This is a genomic window from Aeromonas sp. S19(2024), from assembly GCF_041402625.1.
Classification (GTDB): domain Bacteria; phylum Pseudomonadota; class Gammaproteobacteria; order Enterobacterales; family Aeromonadaceae; genus Aeromonas; species Aeromonas caviae.
This window is the reverse complement of record NZ_JBGLQU010000010.1, coordinates 18,957-40,670: the sequence shown is the minus strand read 5'-3', so window position 1 is coordinate 40,670 and position 21,714 is coordinate 18,957. Positions and strand designations below refer to the sequence as shown.

21 protein-coding genes are annotated in these 21,714 nt (G+C 62.9%); 6 read left to right on the top strand and 15 right to left on the bottom strand.

Annotated features, from left to right (window positions below):
• The first annotated feature begins 269 nt into the window (after positions 1-269).
• The 3 genes from ACB037_RS17085 to ACB037_RS17075 all read left to right on the top strand — a co-directional run bounded on the left by ACB037_RS17085 (position 270) and on the right by ACB037_RS17075 (position 3,783).
• Entirely contained in the window at positions 270-1,787 is a 1,518-nt protein-coding gene (locus ACB037_RS17085) for a YifB family Mg chelatase-like AAA ATPase (protein WP_052815775.1), read from the top strand.
• Between the two features lie 132 nt (positions 1,788-1,919).
• Positions 1,920-2,819: an acyltransferase gene (locus ACB037_RS17080; protein WP_371175646.1), complete on the top strand. Its 900-nt coding sequence runs from the start codon at positions 1,920-1,922 to the stop codon at positions 2,817-2,819.
• A gap of 7 nt (positions 2,820-2,826) precedes the next feature.
• Positions 2,827-3,783 (top strand): acyltransferase, encoded by a 957-nt coding sequence (locus ACB037_RS17075; RefSeq protein WP_371175645.1) that lies wholly within the window; start codon positions 2,827-2,829, stop codon positions 3,781-3,783.
• Here the strand turns inward: ACB037_RS17075 and ACB037_RS17070 are convergent.
• The 3 genes from ACB037_RS17070 to ACB037_RS17060 are packed head-to-tail and all read right to left on the bottom strand — an operon-like array spanning position 3,729 to position 5,174.
• Positions 3,729-4,202 (bottom strand): DUF523 domain-containing protein, encoded by a 474-nt coding sequence (locus ACB037_RS17070; protein ID WP_371175644.1) that lies wholly within the window; start codon positions 4,200-4,202, stop codon positions 3,729-3,731. The genes ACB037_RS17075 and ACB037_RS17070 overlap by 55 nt on opposite strands.
• A complete protein-coding gene (locus tag ACB037_RS17065; RefSeq protein ID WP_371175643.1) occupies positions 4,199-4,537 on the bottom strand; it encodes a hypothetical protein in 339 nt (112 codons plus the stop codon). The genes ACB037_RS17070 and ACB037_RS17065 overlap by 4 nt, the downstream gene beginning before the upstream one ends.
• Positions 4,524-5,174: a DNA mismatch repair protein MutT gene (locus ACB037_RS17060; protein WP_029314880.1), complete on the bottom strand. Its 651-nt coding sequence runs from the start codon at positions 5,172-5,174 to the stop codon at positions 4,524-4,526. Before ACB037_RS17060 ends, ACB037_RS17065 begins: the two co-directional genes overlap by 14 nt.
• 74 nt (positions 5,175-5,248) lie before the next feature.
• On the opposite strand from ACB037_RS17060, the gene ACB037_RS17055 reads away from it, so the two are divergent.
• Together ACB037_RS17055 and pncB are read left to right on the top strand one after the other, a co-directional pair.
• The gene (locus ACB037_RS17055) at positions 5,249-5,884 is read left to right on the top strand and encodes a nicotinamidase (protein ID WP_069652407.1); all 636 of its coding nucleotides are present in this window, start codon (positions 5,249-5,251) and stop codon (positions 5,882-5,884) included.
• A 101-nt stretch (positions 5,885-5,985) separates the two neighbouring features.
• Entirely contained in the window at positions 5,986-7,164 is a 1,179-nt protein-coding gene (gene pncB / locus ACB037_RS17050; RefSeq protein WP_049636083.1) for a nicotinate phosphoribosyltransferase, read from the top strand.
• A gap of 74 nt (positions 7,165-7,238) precedes the next feature.
• Here pncB and ACB037_RS17045 read toward each other — a convergent pair whose 3' ends face one another.
• The 9 genes from ACB037_RS17045 to rph all read right to left on the bottom strand — a co-directional run bounded on the left by ACB037_RS17045 (position 7,239) and on the right by rph (position 17,075).
• The gene (locus tag ACB037_RS17045; protein ID WP_010676095.1) at positions 7,239-7,847 is read right to left on the bottom strand and encodes a thiol:disulfide interchange protein DsbA/DsbL; all 609 of its coding nucleotides are present in this window, start codon (positions 7,845-7,847) and stop codon (positions 7,239-7,241) included.
• Positions 7,848-8,056: 209 nt separating this feature from the next.
• Positions 8,057-9,046 carry a serine/threonine protein kinase gene (locus ACB037_RS17040; RefSeq protein ID WP_279962114.1) on the bottom strand — a complete coding sequence of 330 codons (990 nt, stop codon included), beginning with the start codon at positions 9,044-9,046 and terminating at the stop codon, positions 8,057-8,059.
• A gap of 74 nt (positions 9,047-9,120) precedes the next feature.
• Entirely contained in the window at positions 9,121-10,569 is a 1,449-nt protein-coding gene (ccoG, locus tag ACB037_RS17035) for a cytochrome c oxidase accessory protein CcoG (RefSeq protein WP_371175642.1), read from the bottom strand.
• A gap of 197 nt (positions 10,570-10,766) precedes the next feature.
• Positions 10,767-11,030 (bottom strand): YihD family protein, encoded by a 264-nt coding sequence (locus ACB037_RS17030; RefSeq protein ID WP_010676098.1) that lies wholly within the window; start codon positions 11,028-11,030, stop codon positions 10,767-10,769.
• A gap of 30 nt (positions 11,031-11,060) precedes the next feature.
• Positions 11,061-12,215, bottom strand: coding sequence for a diguanylate cyclase (locus ACB037_RS17025; RefSeq protein ID WP_039039690.1), 1,155 nt, complete (start codon positions 12,213-12,215; stop codon positions 11,061-11,063).
• Between the two features lie 153 nt (positions 12,216-12,368).
• Positions 12,369-12,758 carry a Cu(I)-responsive transcriptional regulator gene (gene cueR / locus ACB037_RS17020; protein WP_270830367.1) on the bottom strand — a complete coding sequence of 130 codons (390 nt, stop codon included), beginning with the start codon at positions 12,756-12,758 and terminating at the stop codon, positions 12,369-12,371.
• Entirely contained in the window at positions 12,755-15,184 is a 2,430-nt protein-coding gene (locus ACB037_RS17015) for a heavy metal translocating P-type ATPase (RefSeq protein ID WP_371175641.1), read from the bottom strand. The genes cueR and ACB037_RS17015 overlap by 4 nt, the downstream gene beginning before the upstream one ends.
• A 179-nt stretch (positions 15,185-15,363) precedes the next feature.
• Positions 15,364-16,017: an orotate phosphoribosyltransferase gene (gene pyrE / locus ACB037_RS17010; RefSeq protein ID WP_010676102.1), complete on the bottom strand. Its 654-nt coding sequence runs from the start codon at positions 16,015-16,017 to the stop codon at positions 15,364-15,366.
• 341 nt (positions 16,018-16,358) lie between these two features.
• Positions 16,359-17,075, bottom strand: a complete 717-nt coding sequence (gene rph, locus ACB037_RS17005) for a ribonuclease PH (protein ID WP_185367342.1) — start codon at positions 17,073-17,075, stop codon at positions 16,359-16,361.
• Between the two features lie 146 nt (positions 17,076-17,221).
• On the opposite strand from rph, the gene ACB037_RS17000 reads away from it, so the two are divergent.
• The gene (locus tag ACB037_RS17000) at positions 17,222-18,085 is read left to right on the top strand and encodes a YicC/YloC family endoribonuclease (protein ID WP_010676104.1); all 864 of its coding nucleotides are present in this window, start codon (positions 17,222-17,224) and stop codon (positions 18,083-18,085) included.
• A 183-nt stretch (positions 18,086-18,268) separates the two neighbouring features.
• On the opposite strand, the gene ACB037_RS16995 is transcribed toward ACB037_RS17000, so the two are convergent.
• From ACB037_RS16995 to waaF, 3 genes are all read right to left on the bottom strand, one after another.
• Positions 18,269-19,147 carry a DMT family transporter gene (locus ACB037_RS16995; protein ID WP_049636086.1) on the bottom strand — a complete coding sequence of 293 codons (879 nt, stop codon included), beginning with the start codon at positions 19,145-19,147 and terminating at the stop codon, positions 18,269-18,271.
• Between the two features lie 111 nt (positions 19,148-19,258).
• Entirely contained in the window at positions 19,259-20,527 is a 1,269-nt protein-coding gene (gene waaA, locus ACB037_RS16990; RefSeq protein WP_124244393.1) for a lipid IV(A) 3-deoxy-D-manno-octulosonic acid transferase, read from the bottom strand.
• 1 nt (position 20,528) lies between these two features.
• A complete protein-coding gene (gene waaF / locus ACB037_RS16985; protein ID WP_371175640.1) occupies positions 20,529-21,626 on the bottom strand; it encodes a lipopolysaccharide heptosyltransferase II in 1,098 nt (365 codons plus the stop codon).
• Positions 21,627-21,714: the final 88 nt, after the last annotated feature.

The window sequence follows — 21,714 nt, the reverse complement described above, 5'->3', positions numbered from 1 at the left end:
CCCCGAGCGGTGAGATAATAATCACCACTAGGACCACAATAATGCTGACGAAACGGGAGGCCATGTTCATAGTTACAACCGGAAATCCTGTGAAATGGGAGCGGAGCTTGCCGCGAATGGCTATTAGAACTAGCACGGTGATTTTTATTGGGCAAGCACTTTTTACCTGACAAGACTCTGATTTTAACTGCTCTGAAACCTGACGACTGGAACAAAAAACTAATAAAAAACGGTTAACCAGCATATACATCAAACCAAGGACGGTATTTATGTCATTAGCTGTTGTTTATAGCCGTGCCAGCCTGGGGATAGCGGCGCCGCAAGTCACGGTGGAGGTGCACCTCTCCAACGGCCTGCCCGCCTTCAACATGGTGGGGTTGCCGGAAACCTCGGTGAAAGAGTCGCGGGATCGGGTGCGCAGCGCCCTGCTCAACGGCAATTTCGAATTTCCGGCCAAGCACATCACGGTCAACCTGGCCCCTGCGGATCTGCCCAAAGAGGGGGGCCGCTTCGACCTGGCCATCGCTATCGGCATTCTCGCCGCATCCAAGCAGATACCCGCAAAATACCTGCTCGATCACGAATTTTTAGGGGAATTGGCCCTGACGGGCGAGATCCGCCCCGTGCTTGGGGTGCTCCCCTCGGTGCTCGCCTGCCGCGACGCAGGGCGCACCCTGCTGGTCCCACGGGAGAACGGTCCGGAGGCTTCCCTCATACAGGATGCCGAGGTGCGCACCGCCCACCAGCTGCTGGCGGTCACCGCCTGGCTGGCGGGCCAGTACGAACTGCCGCTGCCGGAACCCCAGAGCGCGGAGACCCTGCCCGACGTGCCGGATCTGCAGGACGTGATCGGTCAGTCCCAGGCGAAGCGGGCGCTGGAGATCGCCGCCGCCGGCAGCCACAACCTGCTGTTCATCGGCCCCCCCGGCACCGGCAAGAGCATGTTGGCCAGCCGTCTGCCCGGCATTCTGCCGCCGCTCAGCGAACAGGAGGCGCAGCAGACCGCCGCCATCCACTCCATCGGCGGCCTCACCCCCCGCGCCGGCCACTGGCACCACAGGCCGTATCGCACGCCCCATCACAGCGCCTCGGCGGTGGCGCTGGTGGGCGGGGGTACCCATCCCAGGCCTGGCGAAATTTCCCTCGCCCACAACGGGGTACTGTTTCTGGATGAACTGCCGGAGTTCGAGCGCAAGGTGCTCGACTCCCTTCGCGAGCCGCTGGAAACCGGGCACATTACCATCAGTCGCGCCGCCCGCCAGGTGGATTTTCCCGCCCGCTTCCAGCTGGTGGGAGCCATGAATCCCAGCCCCTGCGGCCATTATGGCGACGGCCAGACCCGCTCCAGCCCGGATCAGATCCTGCGCTATCTGGGCAAGCTCTCCGGCCCCTTTCTCGATCGGTTCGATCTGACGGTAGAGGTCCCGCTCTTGCCCAGGGGGAGCCTGACCGGCAAGGCGGAGCGGGGGGAATCGAGCCAGCAGATACGCGAACGGGTGCTGGGGGCGCGAGAGCGCATGCTGAGTCGCAGCGGAAAACTCAACAACCTGCTGGATAGTCGTGAAATCGAAGATGTTTGCAGATTATCGCCACAGGATGCCGAGTTTCTGGAAGGTGCCATCCAGAAGCTGGGGCTCAGCATCCGGGCCTGGCACCGCATCCTGCGGGTATCGCGCACCATCGCCGATCTGGCGGGGCACGCCACCATCGAGAGAGCGCATCTGATCGAAGCCCTGGGCTATCGTGCCATGGACAGGCTGTTGTCGCGGCTGCGCGGGGGCCAGTGAGCGGGGGAACGGCAGCAGCCACCACCCGACCCGGAAAGGGCGCCACCATGGTCTAGTCGTGGGCCGGCTGATATTATGGCAACAGATCTGACCACTTGGTTGCCATCCACCGATACGAAGACGGATTCCACCATGCCCAACAAGCTGATAGAGCGACTGCGCGGCAGCCTCTCGACCCTGCTCTATTTCATCAACACCCTGTTCTGGTTTGTCCCCGTCCTGCTGCTTGGCCTCATCAAGCTGCTGCTGCCCTTCCAGGGGGGGCGACGTCTCTGCAACACCCTCCTGGACGGCTGTGCCACCCACTGGATAGGTTTTAACAATCTGATCCAGAAAACCATCATCAACACCCCTTTCGATGTGGTCGGAGTGGACAAAGGGCGCCGGAATGAGTGGTATATGGTGATTGCCAACCACCAATCCTGGGTCGACATACTGGTACTGCAGCGGATTTTTAATCAAAAAATCCCCTTCCTGAAGTTTTTCCTCAAGAAAGAACTGATTTGGGTACCTTTTCTCGGTCTGGCCTGGTGGGCGCTGGATTTCCCCTTCATGCGGCGTTATTCCCGAAAATTTCTGGAAAAGCACCCGCATCTGAGGGGAAAAGACATAGAAACCACGCGCAAGGCGTGTGCCCGTTTCCGCCATATGCCGGTGAGTGTGATGAACTTCGTGGAAGGGACCCGCTTCACCGTCGGCAAGCACGACAGGCAAGGGGCCCCCTATCGTCATCTGCTGCACCCGAGAGCAGGGGGCATCGCCTTCACCCTGGCGGCCATGGGGGAGCAACTGCACAAGCTGGTGGATGTGACCATCGCCTATCCCGGCGGCGTCCCCAGCTACTGGGACTTCATGTGCGGTCGGGTCAAGGAGATCAAGGTTCGGGTCCGCTTTCTGCCGATCGAACGCAATCTGGTGGGGGATTACTTCAATGACCCCGAGTTCCAACAAGAGTTTCAACAGTGGTTGAACGGGATCTGGCACGAGAAGGACCAGACCCTGGATAAGCTGCTGGCGGACAAGACGCAGTAAGACACTCATGCCAAACCTGCTCCCGGGCCCCCTGGTGCTGTTCATCAGCGCCGGCCTGACCATACTGTTTACCGCCCTGTGCGCCAGCCTGATCCTGCTGGTTTCTCTGGCCAAACTGCTGCTGCCCGTGCCGGCCTTTGGTCGCGCCTGCAGCCGGCTCAACAACCGCTTCATGGGCCTGTGGCTCGGTTGCAACGCCCTGGTGATCCGCCTCACTACCCGCATCGACTGGCAGATTGAGGACAACACCCGGCTGCGCAAGGATGGCTGGTATCTCATCATAAGCAACCACATGAGCTGGACCGATATCGTGGTGCTCGGCCACCTGTTTCGCAATCGGCTGCCGGTGCCCAAGTTCTTCATGAAGCACGAGCTCATTTACATCCCGCTGCTGGGGCTCGCCTGCTGGGGGCTGGACATGCCCTTTATGCGCCGCTATTCGAGAGAGTTTCTGTTAAGAAATCCGCATCTGCGGGGCAAGGACATCGAAACCACCCGCAACGCCTGCGAGAAGTTTCGCCACATCCCCACCACTGTCATCAATTTCGTGGAGGGGACCCGCTTCACCGATCAGAAGCGCGAGGCCACCCGCTCCCGCTATCGCCATCTCATGCCCCCCAAGGCGGCAGGGCTGGCCTTCACCCTGGCGGCCATGGGAGAGCAGTTCGACAGCCTGATCAACGTCACCATCAGCTACCCGGACAACCCCGACACCCCCTTCAAGGATTTCCTGATGGGGAAGATGAAGCGCATCCGGGTGCGGATCGAGGAGCTGCCGGTGGACGAGCAACTGGTGGGGGACTACTTCAACGACAAGCAGTTCAAACGCGGTTTCCAGGAGTGGCTGAATGCACGCTGGAAGGAAAAAGACGAGGTGCTGGCGCAGTGGCAGGCGGCCGATGCGGCGGCTCAGACCGATCCGCAGGCAGCCAAGGCGAGCGCCGAGGCCAGCTCGGGCAGCTGATCCTCGCTGAACACCGCGATGCCGTGGCGGCGCAGCAAAGCCGTGGTCTTGCCCTCTCCCGCCAGTGAAACCCCTTCGAAGCGGCCATTGTAGATGCGGCCGCTGCCGCAGGAGGGGCTCCCCTCCTTCAGAAGGGCGAAGCGAATGTCCTGCTGCTGACAGAGGGCCAGCGCAAGGGCGGCGCCCCGATCGAACTCCTCCGTCACATCCAGCCCGCTTTCGGTAACCACCCGCTCCCCCTGGCGCTCGGCAGGGGGGCGTGGCGTCGGCAGGCCACCCGCCACCTCGGGGCAGAAGGCCAGTGCCCGCCCCTCGGCTCCCAGCGCCTGCAGCCAGTCGCTGACAATCCCCTTGCTCTGGCCGTCGTAACGCACTGGCTGCCCCAGCAGACAGGCGCTAACTAAAACCTTCCCTCTCATACTTCTGCTCTATGAATTTTATTGAACCCAACCCATCCGGAATTTTTTGCTGTTTCAATAATGAAATCCATGTCTATCAAATCACCATCGGACAATAATTCTTCACTCATTTCTACAGAACAATAAAAGCACTGTTCATTGTCTGCCCACCCAACAGTCGCTAGTGTGTAGACTTGCATATCTTCATGCAAACGGAGCCCAACAAATGGAACGAAGGGCAAGCTAAGCTCTTTGGCGCCAGCACAAAAACAGGTTTTATCCACATCTCGCACAATTAGCGAAAGTTTCACTTTGTAATTCATAGCAACAACGATCTCTCTTTTACGCTTCTGCACCGTGCATCACCTGATCGAACATGACGCAACAGGGGGTCTCCAGCCGATAGAGGATGGCGGGACGTTGCTTGCCGGTGCGCTTGCGCCCTGTGTCCACCAGGATGTCGGCACGGTGGAGCCGCTTGCGAAAGGCGGCCGTGTTCATGGGGGTCTGCAGGACGATCTCGAACGCCCGTTGCACCTCGGAGAGGGTGAATTCTGCCCCCAGCAGATGCAGCGGCAGGGTGCTGTAACGGCTCTTGATGCGCAGCCGCTCCAGCCCCATGGCGACCAGCTTGCCGTGATCGAAGGCGAGTTGCAGGCCGGGCAGATCGTCCAGAGGATGCCAGCGACCGCGCACCGCCCCCCCATCGGGATCCGCCAGACAGAGATAGACGAGGGTGGTGGACCAGCCGCGGGGATCCCGCTCCAGGTTGCCGAGGGTACAGACCTGCTCGCTGTAGCAGTGCTCTAGCCCCCACTCTGCCAGCAGGCGATGGCGAGCCGCGTCCAGATCCCGATCCCGGGTCTCGTCGATGCGCAGGGCCGGCAACTGCCAGCAGTGGGCAAAGGGGGGGCGATCCCGGGTCTCGAGAAGCAGCTCGAGCCGCTCCTCGCGCAACCGCAGCACCACCATATCCAGACTCATTCTCGGCATCCTGGTCGACCTGCTCGCCTTCTAATAATGTTTGGTAGATAATATCACAAGAATATTATGTGAAGGAGCCATCCATGGGAATCATCGCCAGCCTGGATATTGATGCGCAGAAGGGATTCACCCCCCTCTGCCCGAACGAGCTGCCCGTCGCTGGCGGGGATACCATAGTAGCGGCGCTCAATGCCCAGGCTGCCCTCGCCACCCTGCGAACTGGCAGCAAGGATGCCCACCCCGCGAACGCCCCCTGGGTGGTGACCGAACCCGGCGCCATGTTGCAACCCCTTGCACTGGCGAATGCCGATCTCACCTGGCCGGCCCACTGCGTGCCCGGCACACCTGGGTTCGAGCTGCTCGACGGCCTGCCCGCCCCCATCGACTACGACTTCTTCGTCTGGAAGGGGGTCGAGCCGGACCTGCATCCCTATGGCGCCTGCTATCACGACCTGGCAGAGCGGCGCAGCACCGGGCTCATCGAGTTTCTGCAAGCCCGCGGCGTCACTACCGTGCTGGTCGGCGGTCTCGCCACCGACTACTGCGTCAAGACCAGCGTGCTGCAACTGCGTCGCGCCGGTTTCCGGGTCATCGTCCACCTCGACGCCTGCCGCGGCATCGCCCCCGAGACAATCGACCAGGCCCGCACCCGGATGATCGAGGCCGGCGCCGAGCTGGCCCAGACCTTGGCCGACATTCAACGCCTGCTGGATGCCTGACATGCCTTCCATTTTCCACTGCCCACCCGACACCGGCGCCCACCCGTCACAGATGCAGCCAGAGTGCGTTGCCCGCGCAGCACTCATCACAGGAGCCTGATATGCCTCCCATCCTCCACAGCCTGCTCGACACCGATGCCTACAAGCTGCACATGCAGCAGGCGGTGTTCCATCGCTATCCGGATGCCGACGTCGTCGCCGAGTTCCACAGCCGCAACGAAGAAGATCTGCTGCCCATGATGGGCCAGATCGAGGAACAACTGCGCCTCGCCGGCTCCCTGCGCCTGACCCGGTCCGAACTCGACTTCCTGGCCGAACGCCCCTTCTTCACGCCCGACTACCTGGACCACCTGCGCCGCAAGCCGCTGGACGCCTCCCTGCTCAAGGTGTTCGAGCAGAATGGCCGCATCAATGTGCGGGTCGAAGGCCCCTGGCAGGACGTGATCCTGTGGGAGATCCCGGTGCTCGCCATCATCAGCGAGATGCGTAACCGCTTCCGTTATCCCCAGTTCGGTGTCAGCCAGGCACTGGAGCGGCTCGATCAGAAGATCGACAAGCTGGAACGGGAACTGAGCCGGGAGGAGATGAGCGAGTTCAACCTCATCGACTTCGGCACCCGTCGCCGCTTCTCCCTCGCGGTACAAGACGCCGTGGTGGGTCGCCTCAAGGAGCGGCTGCCGGCGTTTCGCGGCACCAGCAACTACCTGCTGGCCCAGAAGTACCGGTTGCCCGCGGTGGGCACCCAGGCCCACGAGTGGTTCCAGGCCCACCAGCAGCTCGGCTTCCCGCTGGAGCTCAGCCAGCGCGCCGCCCTCACCAGCTGGCTGGACGAATTCACCAACCACCTCGGTATCGCGCTCACCGACTGCATCACCATGGATGCTTTCCTGCGTGACTTCGACTTCGAGCTGGCGAGCCGCTACCAGGGGCTGCGCCACGACTCCGGCGATCCCGTGGTATGGGGCGAGAAAGCCATCAGCCACTATCAGCGGCTCGGCATCGACCCTGCCGAGAAGACGTTGGTCTTCTCCGACGGCCTCAACCTCGACAAGGCCGTCGAGCTGCTGCGCCACTTCCGCGGCCGCATCAACACCAGCTTCGGCATCGGCACCAAGCTCACCTGCGATCTGCCCGGCGTCAGCCCGATGAACATCGTGTTCAAGCTGATGGAGTGCAACGGCGGCCCGGTCGCCAAGATATCCGACAGCCCGGGCAAGACCCTCTGCCGGGATGCGGACTTCATTCGCAACCTCAAGCAGGCCTTCCACGTCGGGGTCTGAGTCAGGCCCGCGAGACGCCAAACAAAAAGCCCGCCGGTTTGCACCGGCGGGCTTTTGTATCGACTCAGGAATGATCAGTCCTTCTTGGCCAGCAGGAATTTCACCAGCTGGTTGAACTGCTCCTGGGAAGTGATGGATTCAATCTTCACCATGTACTTGCCGTTGACCAGGAAGGCCGGCACACCGCGCACATTGTAGCTCTCGGTGTTGCGATCGAACTGGGAGACCATGCCGGAGACGGCGAAGCTGTCGACGGCACCGTCGAACTCCTCGGCCGGCACGCCATTGTCCACGAAGACCTGCTTCACGTCGGCGCGGCTCTGGGGGATCTGGCGCTGGGTGTGGATCTTGTCGAAGATGGCCGGGGTCAGCTTGCCTTCCACGTTCAGCAGATTGGCGACGGCGTAGGCACGCTGCATCTCGGGGCCCATTTCACGGCCCAGGAAGGCCACCGGGTTCTTCTTCATCGGCACGCCTTCCGGCAGGCTCTTCTTCAGATCCTCGGCAATCGGCTCGAACTTGGCGCAGTGCGGGCAGAAATAGGAGAAGAACTCCATCACTTCCGGCTGGGCGCTGCCGGTCTGGCTGACCACGTCATAGTTGACACCTTCCTTGAATTGCGGGGCGGCGTGAACCATGGGGATCATCAGCATGGCAGCGAGGAAAAATAGTACTTTTTTCATGACGTTTCCTGTTAAGGGATCACTGTGAGGCACGCCCGGCGAACCGAAGCAGTCCAAGCCTATTGCCTCACCCTCGTGCCGTCAATGGCAAAGGCAGACAGGCGGGACCGCCATCCCGCCTCCCACGGGCACCTTGCCGCTGTGGCAATGGTGCGGGCAACACCACCAGCGGACGCCCCGTGGTGTGGCGATCTGCCGGGTTCACGCCCCTACCACTGCGGCATCAGGCTGAGCGGCGGGGCCTTCAATGCCTCGAGCTGATCATGCAGGGTCGCAATCTGCTGGCGCCAGTAGTGTTCGGTGTTGAACCAGGAGAAGTGGCGGGGGAAGGCGGGATCTTCCCAGCGTCTTGCCAGCCAGGCCATGTAGTGGACGATGCGCATGGCACGCAGCGGCTCGATGAGCGCCAGCTCCCGCGGGTCGAACTCCATGAACTCCTCATACCCCGCCAGCAGGGTATCGAGCTGGATCTGCTGCTCATGACGCTCCCCGTTCAGCATCATCCAGAGATCCTGGATGGCGGGGCCGGTGCGGCAATCGTCGAGGTCGACAAACAGGGGGCCGTCACGCCACAGGATGTTGCCCGGGTGGCAGTCCCCATGCAGGGAGATGCGCGCCACATCCAGGGTCATGGCGTCGCATACGTGCCGGATCAGCTCGTCCAGCACCCCGAAGAAGGACTTGGCCAGCCCGCTCGGCAACCACTCGCCTGCCGCCAGCAACTGACGCGGCTCGTGCAGCATGCTCTCCACATCCAGCGGAACCCGGTGATGAAAGGCATGGCTGGCACCGACGCTGTGAATGCGACCGAGGTAACGCCCCACCCACTCCAGCTGGTCCAGGTTGTCCACCTCGAACTGACGCCCCCCGACGCTATGCCAGATGGCAAACGGGTAGCCCTGATGCTCCAGCAGGGTCTCGCCGGCAAAGGCAATGGGAGCGGCGACCGGGATCTCAGCTTCACAGAGGCGAGCGGCAAACGCGTGCTCTTCCAGGATCTGGGCCCGGCTCCAGCGACCGGGGCGGTAGAACTTCACCACGTAGCGACGGCGATCCTCATCCTGGAACTGATAGACGCGGTTCTCGTAACTGTTGAGCTCGATAAGGCCGGAGTCGATGCGCAAGCCGCTGAGATCGATGGCATCCATGATGAGATCGGGATTGAGGTCGGAATAGTTGAAACGCATGTCATCCACCATAGAAAAGGGGCGCTGTTGCGCCCCATTCTATCACCACTGTCTGCCGTTGCCGTGCATGGCGGTGCGCCTTGCCGTCACAACCTGCTGATAAACTTGCTCGGTTGGCGCAAGGTCCCCTTGCTGTCATCCGGCGCCGCGCCTTCCCGCTTGAGCACGAACTGGACGTCCAGAGTGGGGCGCTTCAGGTTGAAGGGATCCACCGCCAGACTCACCGGCAGGGTATAGATCTCGCCCGCCTTCAGGGTCACCTCGCGAGGACCGAACCACTGGTACTCCGGCAGCCCTTCCACGTCCAGCCGGTAGGTCTGGGAGTTCAGGGTCTTGTTGAGGATCTTCAGGGTATAGGTGTTCTCGATGAGCCCTTCACTGTTTTCCCGGAACAGCTGGTTGCGATCCCGCAGGATATCGAGCCCCATGGGCATGATGGACATGGCGTTATAGACGAAGACCCCCAGCATGACGACCATCACCAGGCCATAGCCAATCAGCTTGGGCCGCGCCACCTGGGTTTCACTGTGGGCCAGCTTGTGCTCGGTGGTGTAACTGATGAGCCCTTTCGGATACCCCATCCGCTCCATGGTCTGATCGCAGGCGTCGACACAGGCGCCGCAGTTGATGCACTCGTACTGCAGACCGTCACGGATGTCGATACCGGTCGGGCAGACCTGCACGCAGAGGTCGCAGTCGATGCAGTCCCCCAGCCCCAGGGCCTTGGGATCGGCCTTGCGACCACGGGCGCCGCGGGTCTCGCCACGCTGGCTGTCATAGCCGACGATGTAGGTTTCCTTGTCGAACATGGCGGACTGGAAGCGGGCATAGGGGCACATGTGGATACACATGATGGCGCGCATCCAGCCGGCGTTGCCATAGGTGCAGGCGGCGAAGAACAGCACCCAGAAGATGACCCAGCCTCCCGCCTGCAGGGTGAAGAAATCGGGCACCAGGTGGAAGACATCCTGGAAGTAGGCGACGAAGGTCAGCCCCGTGCCCAACGACAGCAGGATCCAGGCCAGGTGCTTGGCGCCCTTCCGGGCCAGCTTCTCGCCGCTCCAGGGCGCCGCATCCAGCTTGCGACGCTTGTTGGCGGCCCCTTCCAGCTTCTCCTCGAACCAGATGAACAGGAAGGTCCACACCGTCTGGGGACAGAGGTAGCCGCACCAGACCCGGCCCAGGAAGGTGGTCACGAAGAAGAGGGCGAAGGCCGCGATCATGAAGACCCAGGCCAGCAGGGTGAGATCCTGCGGCCAGATGGTGGCACCGAAGATGTGGAACTGCTGGTGCTCCAGATCGAACAGCACCGCCTGACGGCCGTCATAACGCAGCCAGGGCAGGAGGACAAAGAGCGCGACGAAGAACCAGCCCATGGCCTTGCGCACCCGCTGCCAGTAGCCGGTCTGGGAGCGGACATAGATGCGGTTGCCGGGGTTGAACCTGTCATCTCCCGCCTTGAAGGTGTTGGGATTGAAGGTCCCGGTGACGTCACCGGTCACATCCTTGATGTCGATCTTGTCCTTGTCGGCCATTGCAACACATCGCTCCACTCATATTGTTATGAAAGCGATTATATCTTAAACAACCTGCTAATTGTGTGGGTTAAATGTATCTATAGTTCGAGTCCCGTCGCAATTTCAGGCAACAAAAAAGGCCCATAGCCAGTTGACTATGCGCCTTTTCACAGATTCTCTTGAAACCTTTCTCTGATGGCGATGTGACGCCCGGATTACTTGATGCCGCGTGCCTTGAGCAGGGCCTCCTTGAAGTCGGGCACGTGATCCTTGGCCAGCCCCGGGATCATCGCCTGCTTGTCGGATTCCCGCATCTTGAGGTGGTAGATCAGCATGTCGTCGGTCAGTGCGGACAGGGGACCGTCAAATCCCGCCTCCTCGGCCAGTTTGGCAACAAACTGCACCAGGCTGAGATCCTGCTCCTTGATCCAGGCAGGCTGCAGCAGTTCCAGCAGCTCTTCGATACGATGACATTGCATAGACGACCTCTTTAATCTGTCTTGTGAAACTCAGGCAACCTTACCCATCAAGGCTACTTCGATACGATCCCGGCCATTATGCTTGGCCTGATAGAGCGCCGCATCCGCTTTCTGGATAAGCTCGGCAATGGAGTGATGCTGATCCGGCACCAGGGTCGCCACCCCGAAGCTGCAACTGACCCGCCCCGAGACCCGGGATTTGTGGTGGGGAATGCCGAGGGCTCGCAACGAGGTACGCACCTGCTCGGCGATCTGCATGGCCCCCTGCAAGGTGGTGCAGGGCAGCAGCAGGGCGAACTCCTCTCCGCCGTAACGGGCAGCGAGATCGTCTTCCCGCCGCAGCACTTCGGCCAGCAGGCTCGCCACCTGTTGCAGGCACTGGTCCCCCACCTGGTGACCATAGTGATCATTGAACTGCTTGAAGTAGTCCACATCCACCAGCACCAGAGACAAGGGAGCCCGGGCACGGTGGCAGCGGCGCCAGGCGCGCGCCAGGGAGTCGTCGAGATGGGCCCGATTGGCGATGCCGGTCAGACCGTCGAGGCGGGACGTGAGCTTGAGGTGCTCGGAGACCGCCTTCAGCTCGGCCACCAGATCCGCATTGGAAAAACTGTGGTAGAGAGAGGCCACCTGATCCCGCCGCAGGCGCCGCAGCAGGGTCGGCAGAAAGACGAACAGATACCCCGCCAGCATGCAGGAGACGATACGCTCCTGGGTGTTGCCGCCACTGAGCTCGAACAACATGGCAAACCCGAGGGGCAGCACGGCCCCATAGAGGGTACGACGGCTGCCGAACAGCATGATGGCGCTGCCGGTCAGGATCAGGCTGGAGAGCATCATCATGGCGGCACGATAGGTGTCGGGCAGCTTGTCCATGTAGAGCAGCACGCCCAGTGCCCAGACGATGGAGGTGATGGTCACCCCGACAAAGAGCTCGCGCTCGAGCACCGGCAGCGGAAGCTCCGCCAGCCTGGGCTGCCGCCAGCGCAGATGCCACCAGCGCCCCAGCAACAGCAGCAGGACCAGACCGAGCCAGCCCAGCGACTCGCTGGCCGGCAGGTAATCGTGGAACAGCAGGCTCCAGCTGATCGCCAGCAGCCCCAGGCAAGGCAGGCTGAAGGAGGCATGGGTATAGAGCTGGACCATGATGGCCCGCCGCACCTGATATTTCACACTCTGTGTCAACTGGGTACTCCCTGTACAAGAGCCGCACAGTTTAACACTCCCCTTTCCTGCTCAACAATCAATCGACCGCTATTAAGCTGCCACTCAGCGCGTCCTCTCCCGCACAGGCCCCGACAGACCCTTTTCTGCAGGGTCAAATGGCGCAACCCTCCCTCACCCTTTCTCCAGCTCGTCGAGGATGGGGCACTGGGGATTCGCATCTCCGTGACAGCAGCTCACCACCTCCTCGAGGGCGCTGAGCATGGCTTGCAAACCGGCGATGCGAGCACGCAGATCGACGATTTTCTCCTGGGCCAGCTTCTTCACCTGGGCACTGGTTCTGTGCTCGTCCCGATAGAGCGCCAGCAGCTCCTGACACTCCTCCAGATTGAAACCGGTCTCCCGCGCCCGCTTGACGAAGCGCAGCTCCCGCAGGGAGGCATCCGTATAACTGCGATACCCGTTGTCGCTGCGGACCGGCGACGAGATGAGGCCGATGCTCTCGTAGTAGCGGATGGTCTTGGCGGTCAGGCCGGTGGCCTTGGCGACCTTGCTGATGTTCATGAATGACTCCTTTGGGATTCAGATGCACGCAGGCTGCCCGCCCGGGGCTGCCAGCGCTTCAATAACAGGGAATTGCTCAAGACGGTGATGCTGCTCAGGGCCATGGCCGCCCCCGCCAGCTCGGGGCTGAGGTAACCCAGCGCCGCCAGCGGAATGCCGATGATGTTGAACACGAAGGCCCAGAACAGGTTCTGCTGGATGGTGCGCCAGGTGGCCGCCGAGATGTCGATGGCATCGGCCACCAGCCGCGGGTCAGATCGCATCAGGGTGATGGAGGCGGTCTCCATCGCCACGTCGGAGCCTGAGCCCATGGCGATACCCACATCTGCCGCCGCCAGCGCAGGAGCGTCGTTCACCCCGTCTCCCACCATGGCCACCAGCCCGGTAGTTTGTGCGCGCAGCGCCTCCACTTTCTCCACCTTGCCGGCTGGCAGCACGGAGTCAAAGGCCCCGTCCAGCCCCAGTTTGGCGGCGATATGGGCCACCGGCGCCGGCGCATCACCGCTCACCAGCCAGCTGGCGATGCCGCACTGACGCAGGGTGGCGATGGCCTCCGGGCTCTCGGGGCGCAGGGTATCGGCCAGCGCCGCAATGCCGGCCACCACGCCGTCGATGGTCACCCAGACCCGGGTCGCGCCGTCAGCAGGCGGTTTATCCTGCGCGGGCACCTCAATGCCGAGCTGGGCCAGCAAAGAGCCATTGCCGATGGCGACCCTATGACCGGCGACCTGACCGACAATACCGGCACCGACCCGCACCTCCACCGCCTCCGGCTGGGGCAGCGTAGTCTCCTTGCCGACCGCCTCGCGCATGGCCAGCGCCAGCGGGTGTTCGCTCGCCTGCTGTAGAGCGGCGGCGAGGCGCAACTGCTCGTCGTTGCCGCTCCAGCTGGCTAGCACCGGCTTGCCTTGAGTGAGGGTGCCAGTCTTGTCAAAGATGAGCGCCTTGATGGCGTGGGCCTTCTGCAGGGTATCCACGTCTTTTATCAGAATGCCGTGGCGCGCTGCCACCCCGGTGCCAGTGACAATGGCCGCAGGCGTTGCCAGCCCCAGCGCACAGGGACAGGCGATCACCAGCACCGCTACCGCCGCCAGCAGCGCCTGACCGAAGTCGTTGCTGATGGCGTACCACACCAGCAGGGTGAACAGGGCGATGGTCATCACCACCGGCACGAACACGGCGGAGACCTTGTCCACCAACTGTTGCAGCGGCGCCTTGCCCATCTGGGCGTTCTCCACCAATGCGATGATCTTGCTGAGGCTGGAGTCCTCCCCCACCGTGGTGGCTTCAATTTCCAGCACGCCGGAGCGGTTGATGGCGCCGCCCAGCACCTTGTCGCCCTCGCCGCGCGGCACCGGCAGGCTCTCGCCGGTGAGGATCGACTCGTCCAGCTCGCTGGTACCGCTCACGATTCTGCCATCCACCGGTACCCGTTCCCCCACCAGCACCCGCAGCCGATCGCCGCGCAGCACCTCGTCGATGGCGACGCTCTGCCAGCGCTCGCCGCGCCAGACGGTGGCGGTTTCCGGCCGCAGCGCCATCAACTCGCGAATGGCGGACTGGGTGCTGCGTCTGGCTCGCGCTTCCAGCAGTTTTCCGAGGGAAATCAGGGTAATGATGATGGCACTCGCCTCGAAGTAGAGTTGGCCACTGGCGGCCACCCCCAGATTAAGCAGCAGATAGAGGCTGTAGAAGTAGGCCGCACTGGTACCGGTCGCCACCAGCACATCCATGTTGGCGGAGCGGTTCTTGATGGCGAGCCAGGCGCCGCGATAGAAGCGGGCCCCAATCCAGAACTGCACCGGGGTGGCGAGCACCAGCTCCAGCCAGGCGGGCAGATGCCAGGGCAGCAGACCGGCCATGGCCAGCATCCCCACCAGCAGCGGCAGGGTAAGCAAAGCCGAGACGATGACCCGGGTTTGCGCCTGACGGGCGCTGGCGGCCTCCTGCGCTTCCCGCTCCAGCAACTGCTGGCGGCGGCCGCTGGCCGAGCCTTGCGCCAGTTGGGCGCCAAAGCCGAGGGCCTCGATCTGCTCGCGCAGGGCCGCGGGCGTCTGCATCCCGGGTACCAGCACGATACGAGCCTGCTCGATGGAGAAGTTGACGTCGGCGGAGATGACGCCGGGCAGCGCCGCCAGCATCTTGTTCAGGCGGGCCGAGCAACCGGCACAGGTCATGCCGGTGATTTGAAACAGGATGGTCTCACTGCCGTAGTCGTAACCCTGCGCCTTGATGCTCTCCAGCACCGCCGGCAAACGGTCAGAGCTGGCCAGCTCGATGGCGGCTTGCTCCAGTGCGAAGTTGACGGTGGCCGATACCCCATCGAGCTTGTTGAGAGCGGTCGTGATGCGGCCGGCGCAATTGGCGCAGCTCATGCCGCTGAGCGGCAACTGCAGATGAATGGGTGATTGAAGATGAGTGGTCATTTTGTTCCTCCCAGGAACCCGTCGGCGCCACAAAACGCCGACTGGCAAACCCTAACCTTTACTGTAAGGGTAAGCTCAAGCCACATGATCCACTTTTTGCAGATGAAAAAACGGCGCCCGTTTGCTGCCAGAGAACAAACGGGCGCCGCCTTCAACTATTGCGCGGTATGCGCGGCGACTCAGATACCGTACTGGGCGCGGTAAGCCTTCATGGCGGCCAGTTGCGCCGCCAGCTCCGGCTGTTCGGCCTGCTTCTCTTCCAGATACTGGATCAGATCGCTCATCTGGATGATGGCGATGATGTGGGCACCGTAGTCACGCTCCACTTCCTGAATCGCGGAGAGCTCGCCCTTGCCCTTCTCCTGACGGTCCAGCGCGATCAGCACGCCAGCCAGGGAGGCGCCGTTGGCCTGGATCAGATCCATGGATTCGCGGATGGCGGTGCCGGCAGTGATGACATCGTCCACCAGCATGATGCGCCCCTTGAGCGGGCTGCCCACCAGATTGCCACCCTCGCCGTGATCCTTGGCCTCCTTGCGGTTGAAGCACCAGGGCACGTCCACGTCGTGCTGCTCCACCAGCTGCACCGCGGTGGCGGAGGCGATGGGGATCCCCTTGTAGGCCGGGCCAAACAGCACGTCGAACTCGATGCCGGCATCCATCAGGGCGGCGGCATAGAAGCGGCCGAGACGGGCCAGATCGCGGCCACTGTTGAACAGGCCGGCGTTGAAGAAGTAGGGGCTTTTACGACCGGATTTCAGGGTAAATTCACCGAATTTGAGGACCTGTTTCTCCAGGGCGAACTCGATAAATTGACGCTGGTAGGCTTTCATTCTGGCTCCTTGCTTGGCTTGTCGTTGTCTTGTGTGGGGGTATAAAAAAACGCGGTCAATGCCGCGTTTGCAGGATCTGTTGACGCTTCGTCACAGCCGCGACGGAGTCGGTTTTTGCGCAGAACTAGGCATGAGATGCGAAGTTTGGTAATCCAAACGAGGCATCGAATAACGACGTTATGCACAAAAACAGACCCGTCCCTACGGGTTGCGTGGCAAAGGATGCCATGCGTTGTTGCAGGACTTGCCAAGGGAATAACCATTGGCGGCATCCTGCGCCTAGCCTGGCATCCTTTGACACTGCAACGCGACTTGTGCCGAAACATCAACAGGTCCTGGTATCAGGAAAGTGACTGCTTCTGCAGCGCAATGATGTCGGCGATGCCGCCCTTGGCGAGGGCCAGCATCTCCAGCAGCTCCTCGTGGGTGAAGGGTTCGGCCTCCGCGGTGCCCTGCACCTCGATGATGCGACCATCTTCGGTCATCACCACGTTCATGTCGGTCTCGGCGGCGGAGTCTTCGATGTACTCCAGATCGCAGATGGCCTCCCCTTCGAACATACCGACGGAGACGGCAGCGATCATCTGCTTGAGCGGGCTCTGTTTGATCAGCCCCTTCTCCACCATCCAGTTCAGCGCATCCACCAGCGCCACGCAGGCCCCGGTGATGGCGGCGGTACGGGTACCGCCGTCGGCTTGCAACACATCGCAGTCAACGGTAATGGTGTGCTCGCCCAGGGCACTCAAGTCTACCGCCGCGCGCAGGGAGCGGGCGATCAGACGGGAGATCTCCAGGGTGCGGCCGCTCTGCTTGCCGGAGGCCGCTTCGCGGTTCATCCGGGAGTGGGTGGAGCGCGGCAGCATGCCGTACTCGGCAGTGACCCACCCCTGCCCCTTGCCTTTGAGGAAGCGCGGCACGCTGGTGTCGACGCTGGCGGTGCAGAGCACGCGGGTGTAGCCGAATTCCACCAGCACGGACCCTTCAGCATGCTTGGTGAAGTGGCGGGTGATGGTTACCGGACGCACCTGGGCGGCGCTGCGATCGCTGGGACGGGACATGGGACTGACCTCTGGGCTGGCTGAATTGGCGCAGGAGTATAAGCGATCGCTACTCAAATATCAGCCGCTAAAACCACCTCGTCGGCTGACGGAGCAGGCCTGGCTGAGTATACTGGCCGCACACTTCATCAAGCCCGGAACAATCAATGATTCACAGCATGACCGCCTACGCCCGCAAGGAACTCAAGGGCGACTGGGGCACAGCCGTTTGGGAAATTCGTTCGGTCAACCAGCGCTATCTGGAGACCTACATTCGCCTGCCGGAACAACTGCGCAGCCTGGAGCCGGTTCTGCGTGAGCGCTTCCGGGCCAAGCTGCAGCGCGGCAAGGTGGAGTGCAACCTGCGCTTCGAGGCCGCCCAGGCCGCCGCCAGCCAGCTGCACATCAATGAAGAGCTGGCCAAACTCATCATCGAGAGCGCCAACTGGGTGATGAAAGAGGCGGGCCAGGGTCAGCTCAATCCGGTGGACGTGCTGCGCTGGCCGGGGGTCATGGCTGCCGCCGAGCAGGACATGGACGTGGTCGCCACCGAGCTGATGGCCGGCTTCGACCTGACCATGGAAGACTTCCTCGCCTCCCGCGCCAGCGAAGGGGCCAATCTCAAGGCGCTGATCGAACAGCGTCTGGCCGGCATTCAGGTAGAAGTGAAGAAGGTGCGGGAGCACCTGCCGCAGATCATCGAGTGGCAGCGCCAGAAGCTCACCGACCGCCTGGCCGAGGCCAAAGTGGAGCTGGATCCTGCCCGCATCGAGCAGGAGATCGTGCTGCTGGCCCAGAAGATCGACGTGGCCGAAGAGCTGGATCGCCTGGAGATGCACATCAGCGAAACCAACAAGATCATGAAGAAGGGTGGCGCCTGCGGCCGTCGCCTCGACTTCATGATGCAGGAGTTCAACCGCGAGTCGAACACGCTGGGCTCCAAGTCGATCAACGCCGAGGTGACCCAGTCCGCTGTCGAGTTGAAGGTCCTCATCGAGCAGATGCGCGAGCAGATCCAGAACATCGAGTGATCTCCCTCATAGATGCACCAGCCCCCGCCACGCGGGGGCTTTTTTATGCTCGTTTCCCGCAGCGCTCAGCCGCCTGACTGATGGTAACCCCTAGCAAAGGGAGCCCGACATGTGCCATCACGCAAAGAGGGTCTGCCATGCAGACCCTCTCCTTCTTTTTGATCCATCCCCCGCCCGTGCAGGCTAGACCGGTGACTTCAGCCTTCGGCTGCGCAGCAGCAGGGGGAGCTGGTAGAGCACCAGAGCACCCAGCACCAGGCCGGCGCCGGCCAGCTTGGCGGGGCCCAGCGGCTCGTCATAGAAGAGGGTGCTCAGGATAAGAGTCCAGACCGGTTCCAGCAGCATCAGCAGGGCGGCGTGGGCCGTGGTCATCCGGCTCAGGGCGTGGGTGAGCAGCCAGTAGCGCAATGTGGTGGCGATCAGGACGCTGGCCGCAAACCAGCCCCAGATGCCAGTGCCGATGCTGGCGGGCCACTGCTCGGTCAGCAGGGAGAGCAGGGTGCCGAGCAGTCCGGTCACCGCCAACTGGATGCAGGTGAGCCAGGTAGGAGGGATGGACTGGGCGAAGTGGCGGTGCACCGCGAGCTGGACTCCCAGAGTGGCGGCCGCCGCCAGAAACCAGAACAGGGAGAGCGACACGCCCCAGTGGGTGCTACTGGAGAGCAGCAGCAGGCCAGCCACGGCGACGGGCAGGGTGAGCCAGTAGTGGCGGCCGGGTCTGGCCTTGAAGGCGGCCCAGGCGGCGAGCGGCGCCATCAGGGTGGCCACGCTCATGATGAAGGCGCCACTGCCGAGGGCATCGCTCTGGCTGATGGCGGTAACCCAGAACAGCAGGCTGGCCCCGAGCAAGGTGCCGCACCCGGCGGCGCGCAGCAGTTGTGAGCCACTGGGGGGCGGCTCGCGCAACCAGGCGAGCGGCAACAGCAGCAGGGCGGCCAGCAGGAAGCGGCTGCCGATAAAGGCGGCGGTGGGCAGTTCGCGAATCGCCTCTTTCGAGAAGAGCCAGCCAGCGGCGGCCAGCAGGGTGACCAGTATCATCAACAGCAGGGGAGCGCGGTTCATCGGGGCATCACAGGGTCAGGGGCAAAGGGCAGAGCATAAAGGAAAGAGGCGCGGATTGTCTCCCGGGGTTTGACAGACATGCTGGCGGGGCGGCTACCACGCCGCCCCGCCTCAGTCGTCACCTTCCAGGCTGGCGAGGCAATGGGAGAGGGTGCGCGCCAGCGCCCCCTGATTGCGCAGCACCACGGCGCGGGCCTGCTCCCCCATCTCGCGGCGAGCAGGGGCATCGCCGAGCAGGGTACTCACCCGGTGGCCGAGCGCCTCGGCGTCCGCCACCACGGCCGCGCCACCCTGGGCCACCAGCTGGCGGGTGATGTCGCTGAAGTTGAAATAGACGGGGCCGGTCAGGCAGGGTTTGCCCAGCGCCGCCGGTTCCAGCAGGTTGTGACCGCCCACGGGCACCAGGCTGCCACCGACAAAGGCGAGATCCGCCGCCGCCAGCATCAGCGGCAGCTCGCCCATGGTGTCACCCAGGTAGATCTTGTCGCTCTCGCCGACCGCACTGCCCGCCGTGCGCCGCACGCAACCGTAGGGGGCGCACAGCTCGGCCACCCGATCGAAACGCTCGGGATGGCGCGGCACCAAGATCAGCAGGGCGGAGGGGTGGGCCTTGAGCACCCGATCAAAGGCAGCCAGCACCAGCTCGTCTTCCCCCTGGTGGGTACTGGCGGCGATCCAGACAGGTCGTGCCTCCCCCAGTTGCTGGCGCAGGGCACGGCCCCTGGCCTGCACCTCGTCGCCAAACTGGATGTCGAACTTGATGGAGCCGGTCACCGCCAGCCGGTTGCGCCCTATCCCCAGCCGATGGAAGCGATCCGCATCGTCCTGATGCTGGCACAGCAGGTGGGTCAGCGGGCGGCTCAGGGCATCGAATGCGCCCTGGAAGCGACCATAGCGCTGACAGGATCGCTCCGAGAGGCGGGCATTGAGGATGGTCACCGGCAGGTGGCGTGCCTCGCAGGCCGCCAGCCAGTTCGGCCACAGCTCTGTCTCCATCACCCAGAGGGCGCGGGGCTTGACGGTGCTCAGAAACGCCGAGACGGCCCAGGGGTAGTCGAGAGGCGCATAGCGATGCACCACCAGATCCCCAAGCTTGGCTGCCTGTTCGGCGCCGGTGCGGGTGGTGGTGGTGAGCAGGATGGGCAGCTCGGGGCGCTCGGCCTTGAGGGCGCGGATGAAGGGGGTGATGGCCAGGGTCTCCCCCACGCTCACCGCATGGATCCAGAGGGGAGCCTCCTGTCCGGTCGGCGGCAATCGTCCCAGATGCTCGGCCCAGCGCGCCCCGAAGCCGGGCTTGCCTTTTTTGGGCTTGTAGAGCGCCAGCAGCGCCAGGGGCAACCCCAGGTGGATCAGCAGGTTGTAGAGCAACCGGTAGATCATGCTAGCTATTACCTGGTTCAGCAGCAGAGGATTCCACCGGCTGCCGCACTATGGTCAGATCTGCCGTTTCACCACGCTCCAGCCGATTTCCCGCCTCGATGACCTGTTCCGGCATCAGCTCGATCAGGCACTTGAGGTGGCCGAACTTGCAGGTGCGCTTGAAGCAGGGGCGGCACTCGATGTCGGTGTGGACGATCTCGACCCTGTCCGCCAGCGGTGGGGTATAGAGGGGCGAGGTGGAGCCGTAGACGCCGATCAGCGGCCGGTTGAGGGCGGCCGCCACGTGCATCAGGCCCGAGTCGTTGGCGATGACCCGACCGGCCAGGGCCATCAGGTCGATCGCCTCGTGCAGGCTGGTCTTGCCCGCCAGCACGTGGCAGTTGGGGCGCGACAGGGGGTTGATCCGATCGCGGATGGTGTTGGCCACGTCCACGTCCTTGCCCGAGCCGAAGATCCACACCTGCCACCCCTCGTCGAGGTGCTTTTGCGCCACCACGGCGTAGTGCCCTTCCGGCCAACGTTTGGCCGGGCCGAACTCGGCCCCCGGACAGAGTACCAGCACAAGGCGGGCACGATTCAGGCCGAGCCGCTCCAGCGCCTTGCCCTGGTTGATGAGATCCACGTGCAGGGAGGGATGGGGAATAGCGGGAATGTCGTCCCGGCTCTTCATCTGCCCCTTGGGGTAGGCCAGAGCCACATAGCCTTCCACCATCAGCGGGAAGGCCTGCTTGTTGTTGCGCATGTCGTTGAGCAGACCGAAGCGGTGCTCCCCCTTCCAACCGGTGCGCACCGGGATCCTGGCAAACCAGGGGATGAGGGCCGACTTCATGGAGTTGGGCTGGATGATGGCCTGATCGTACTGCTCGGCGGCCAGCTGCCTGCCAAGGCGGCGGCGTGCCCCCAGCTTGAAGTCACCGTGGCCAAGCGGCATGGGGATGGCCTTGTCCACCTCGGGCATGCGCTCCAGCAGCGCAACGCACCAGGCCGGCGCCATCACATGGAGCTCGCTGCCCGGGTGGTTGCTCTTGAGCGCCTTGTAGAGGCTCTGGGACATCACCATGTCGCCGACCCAGGAGGGGCCGATCACCAATATCTTCATCGCGCGTCTTCTCTCGGGACTGGCCCGGCTGTTGATCATTACTGGGCAAGATTATGCCCCAAGAAAGGCCGAAGAAATAACAGAAGAT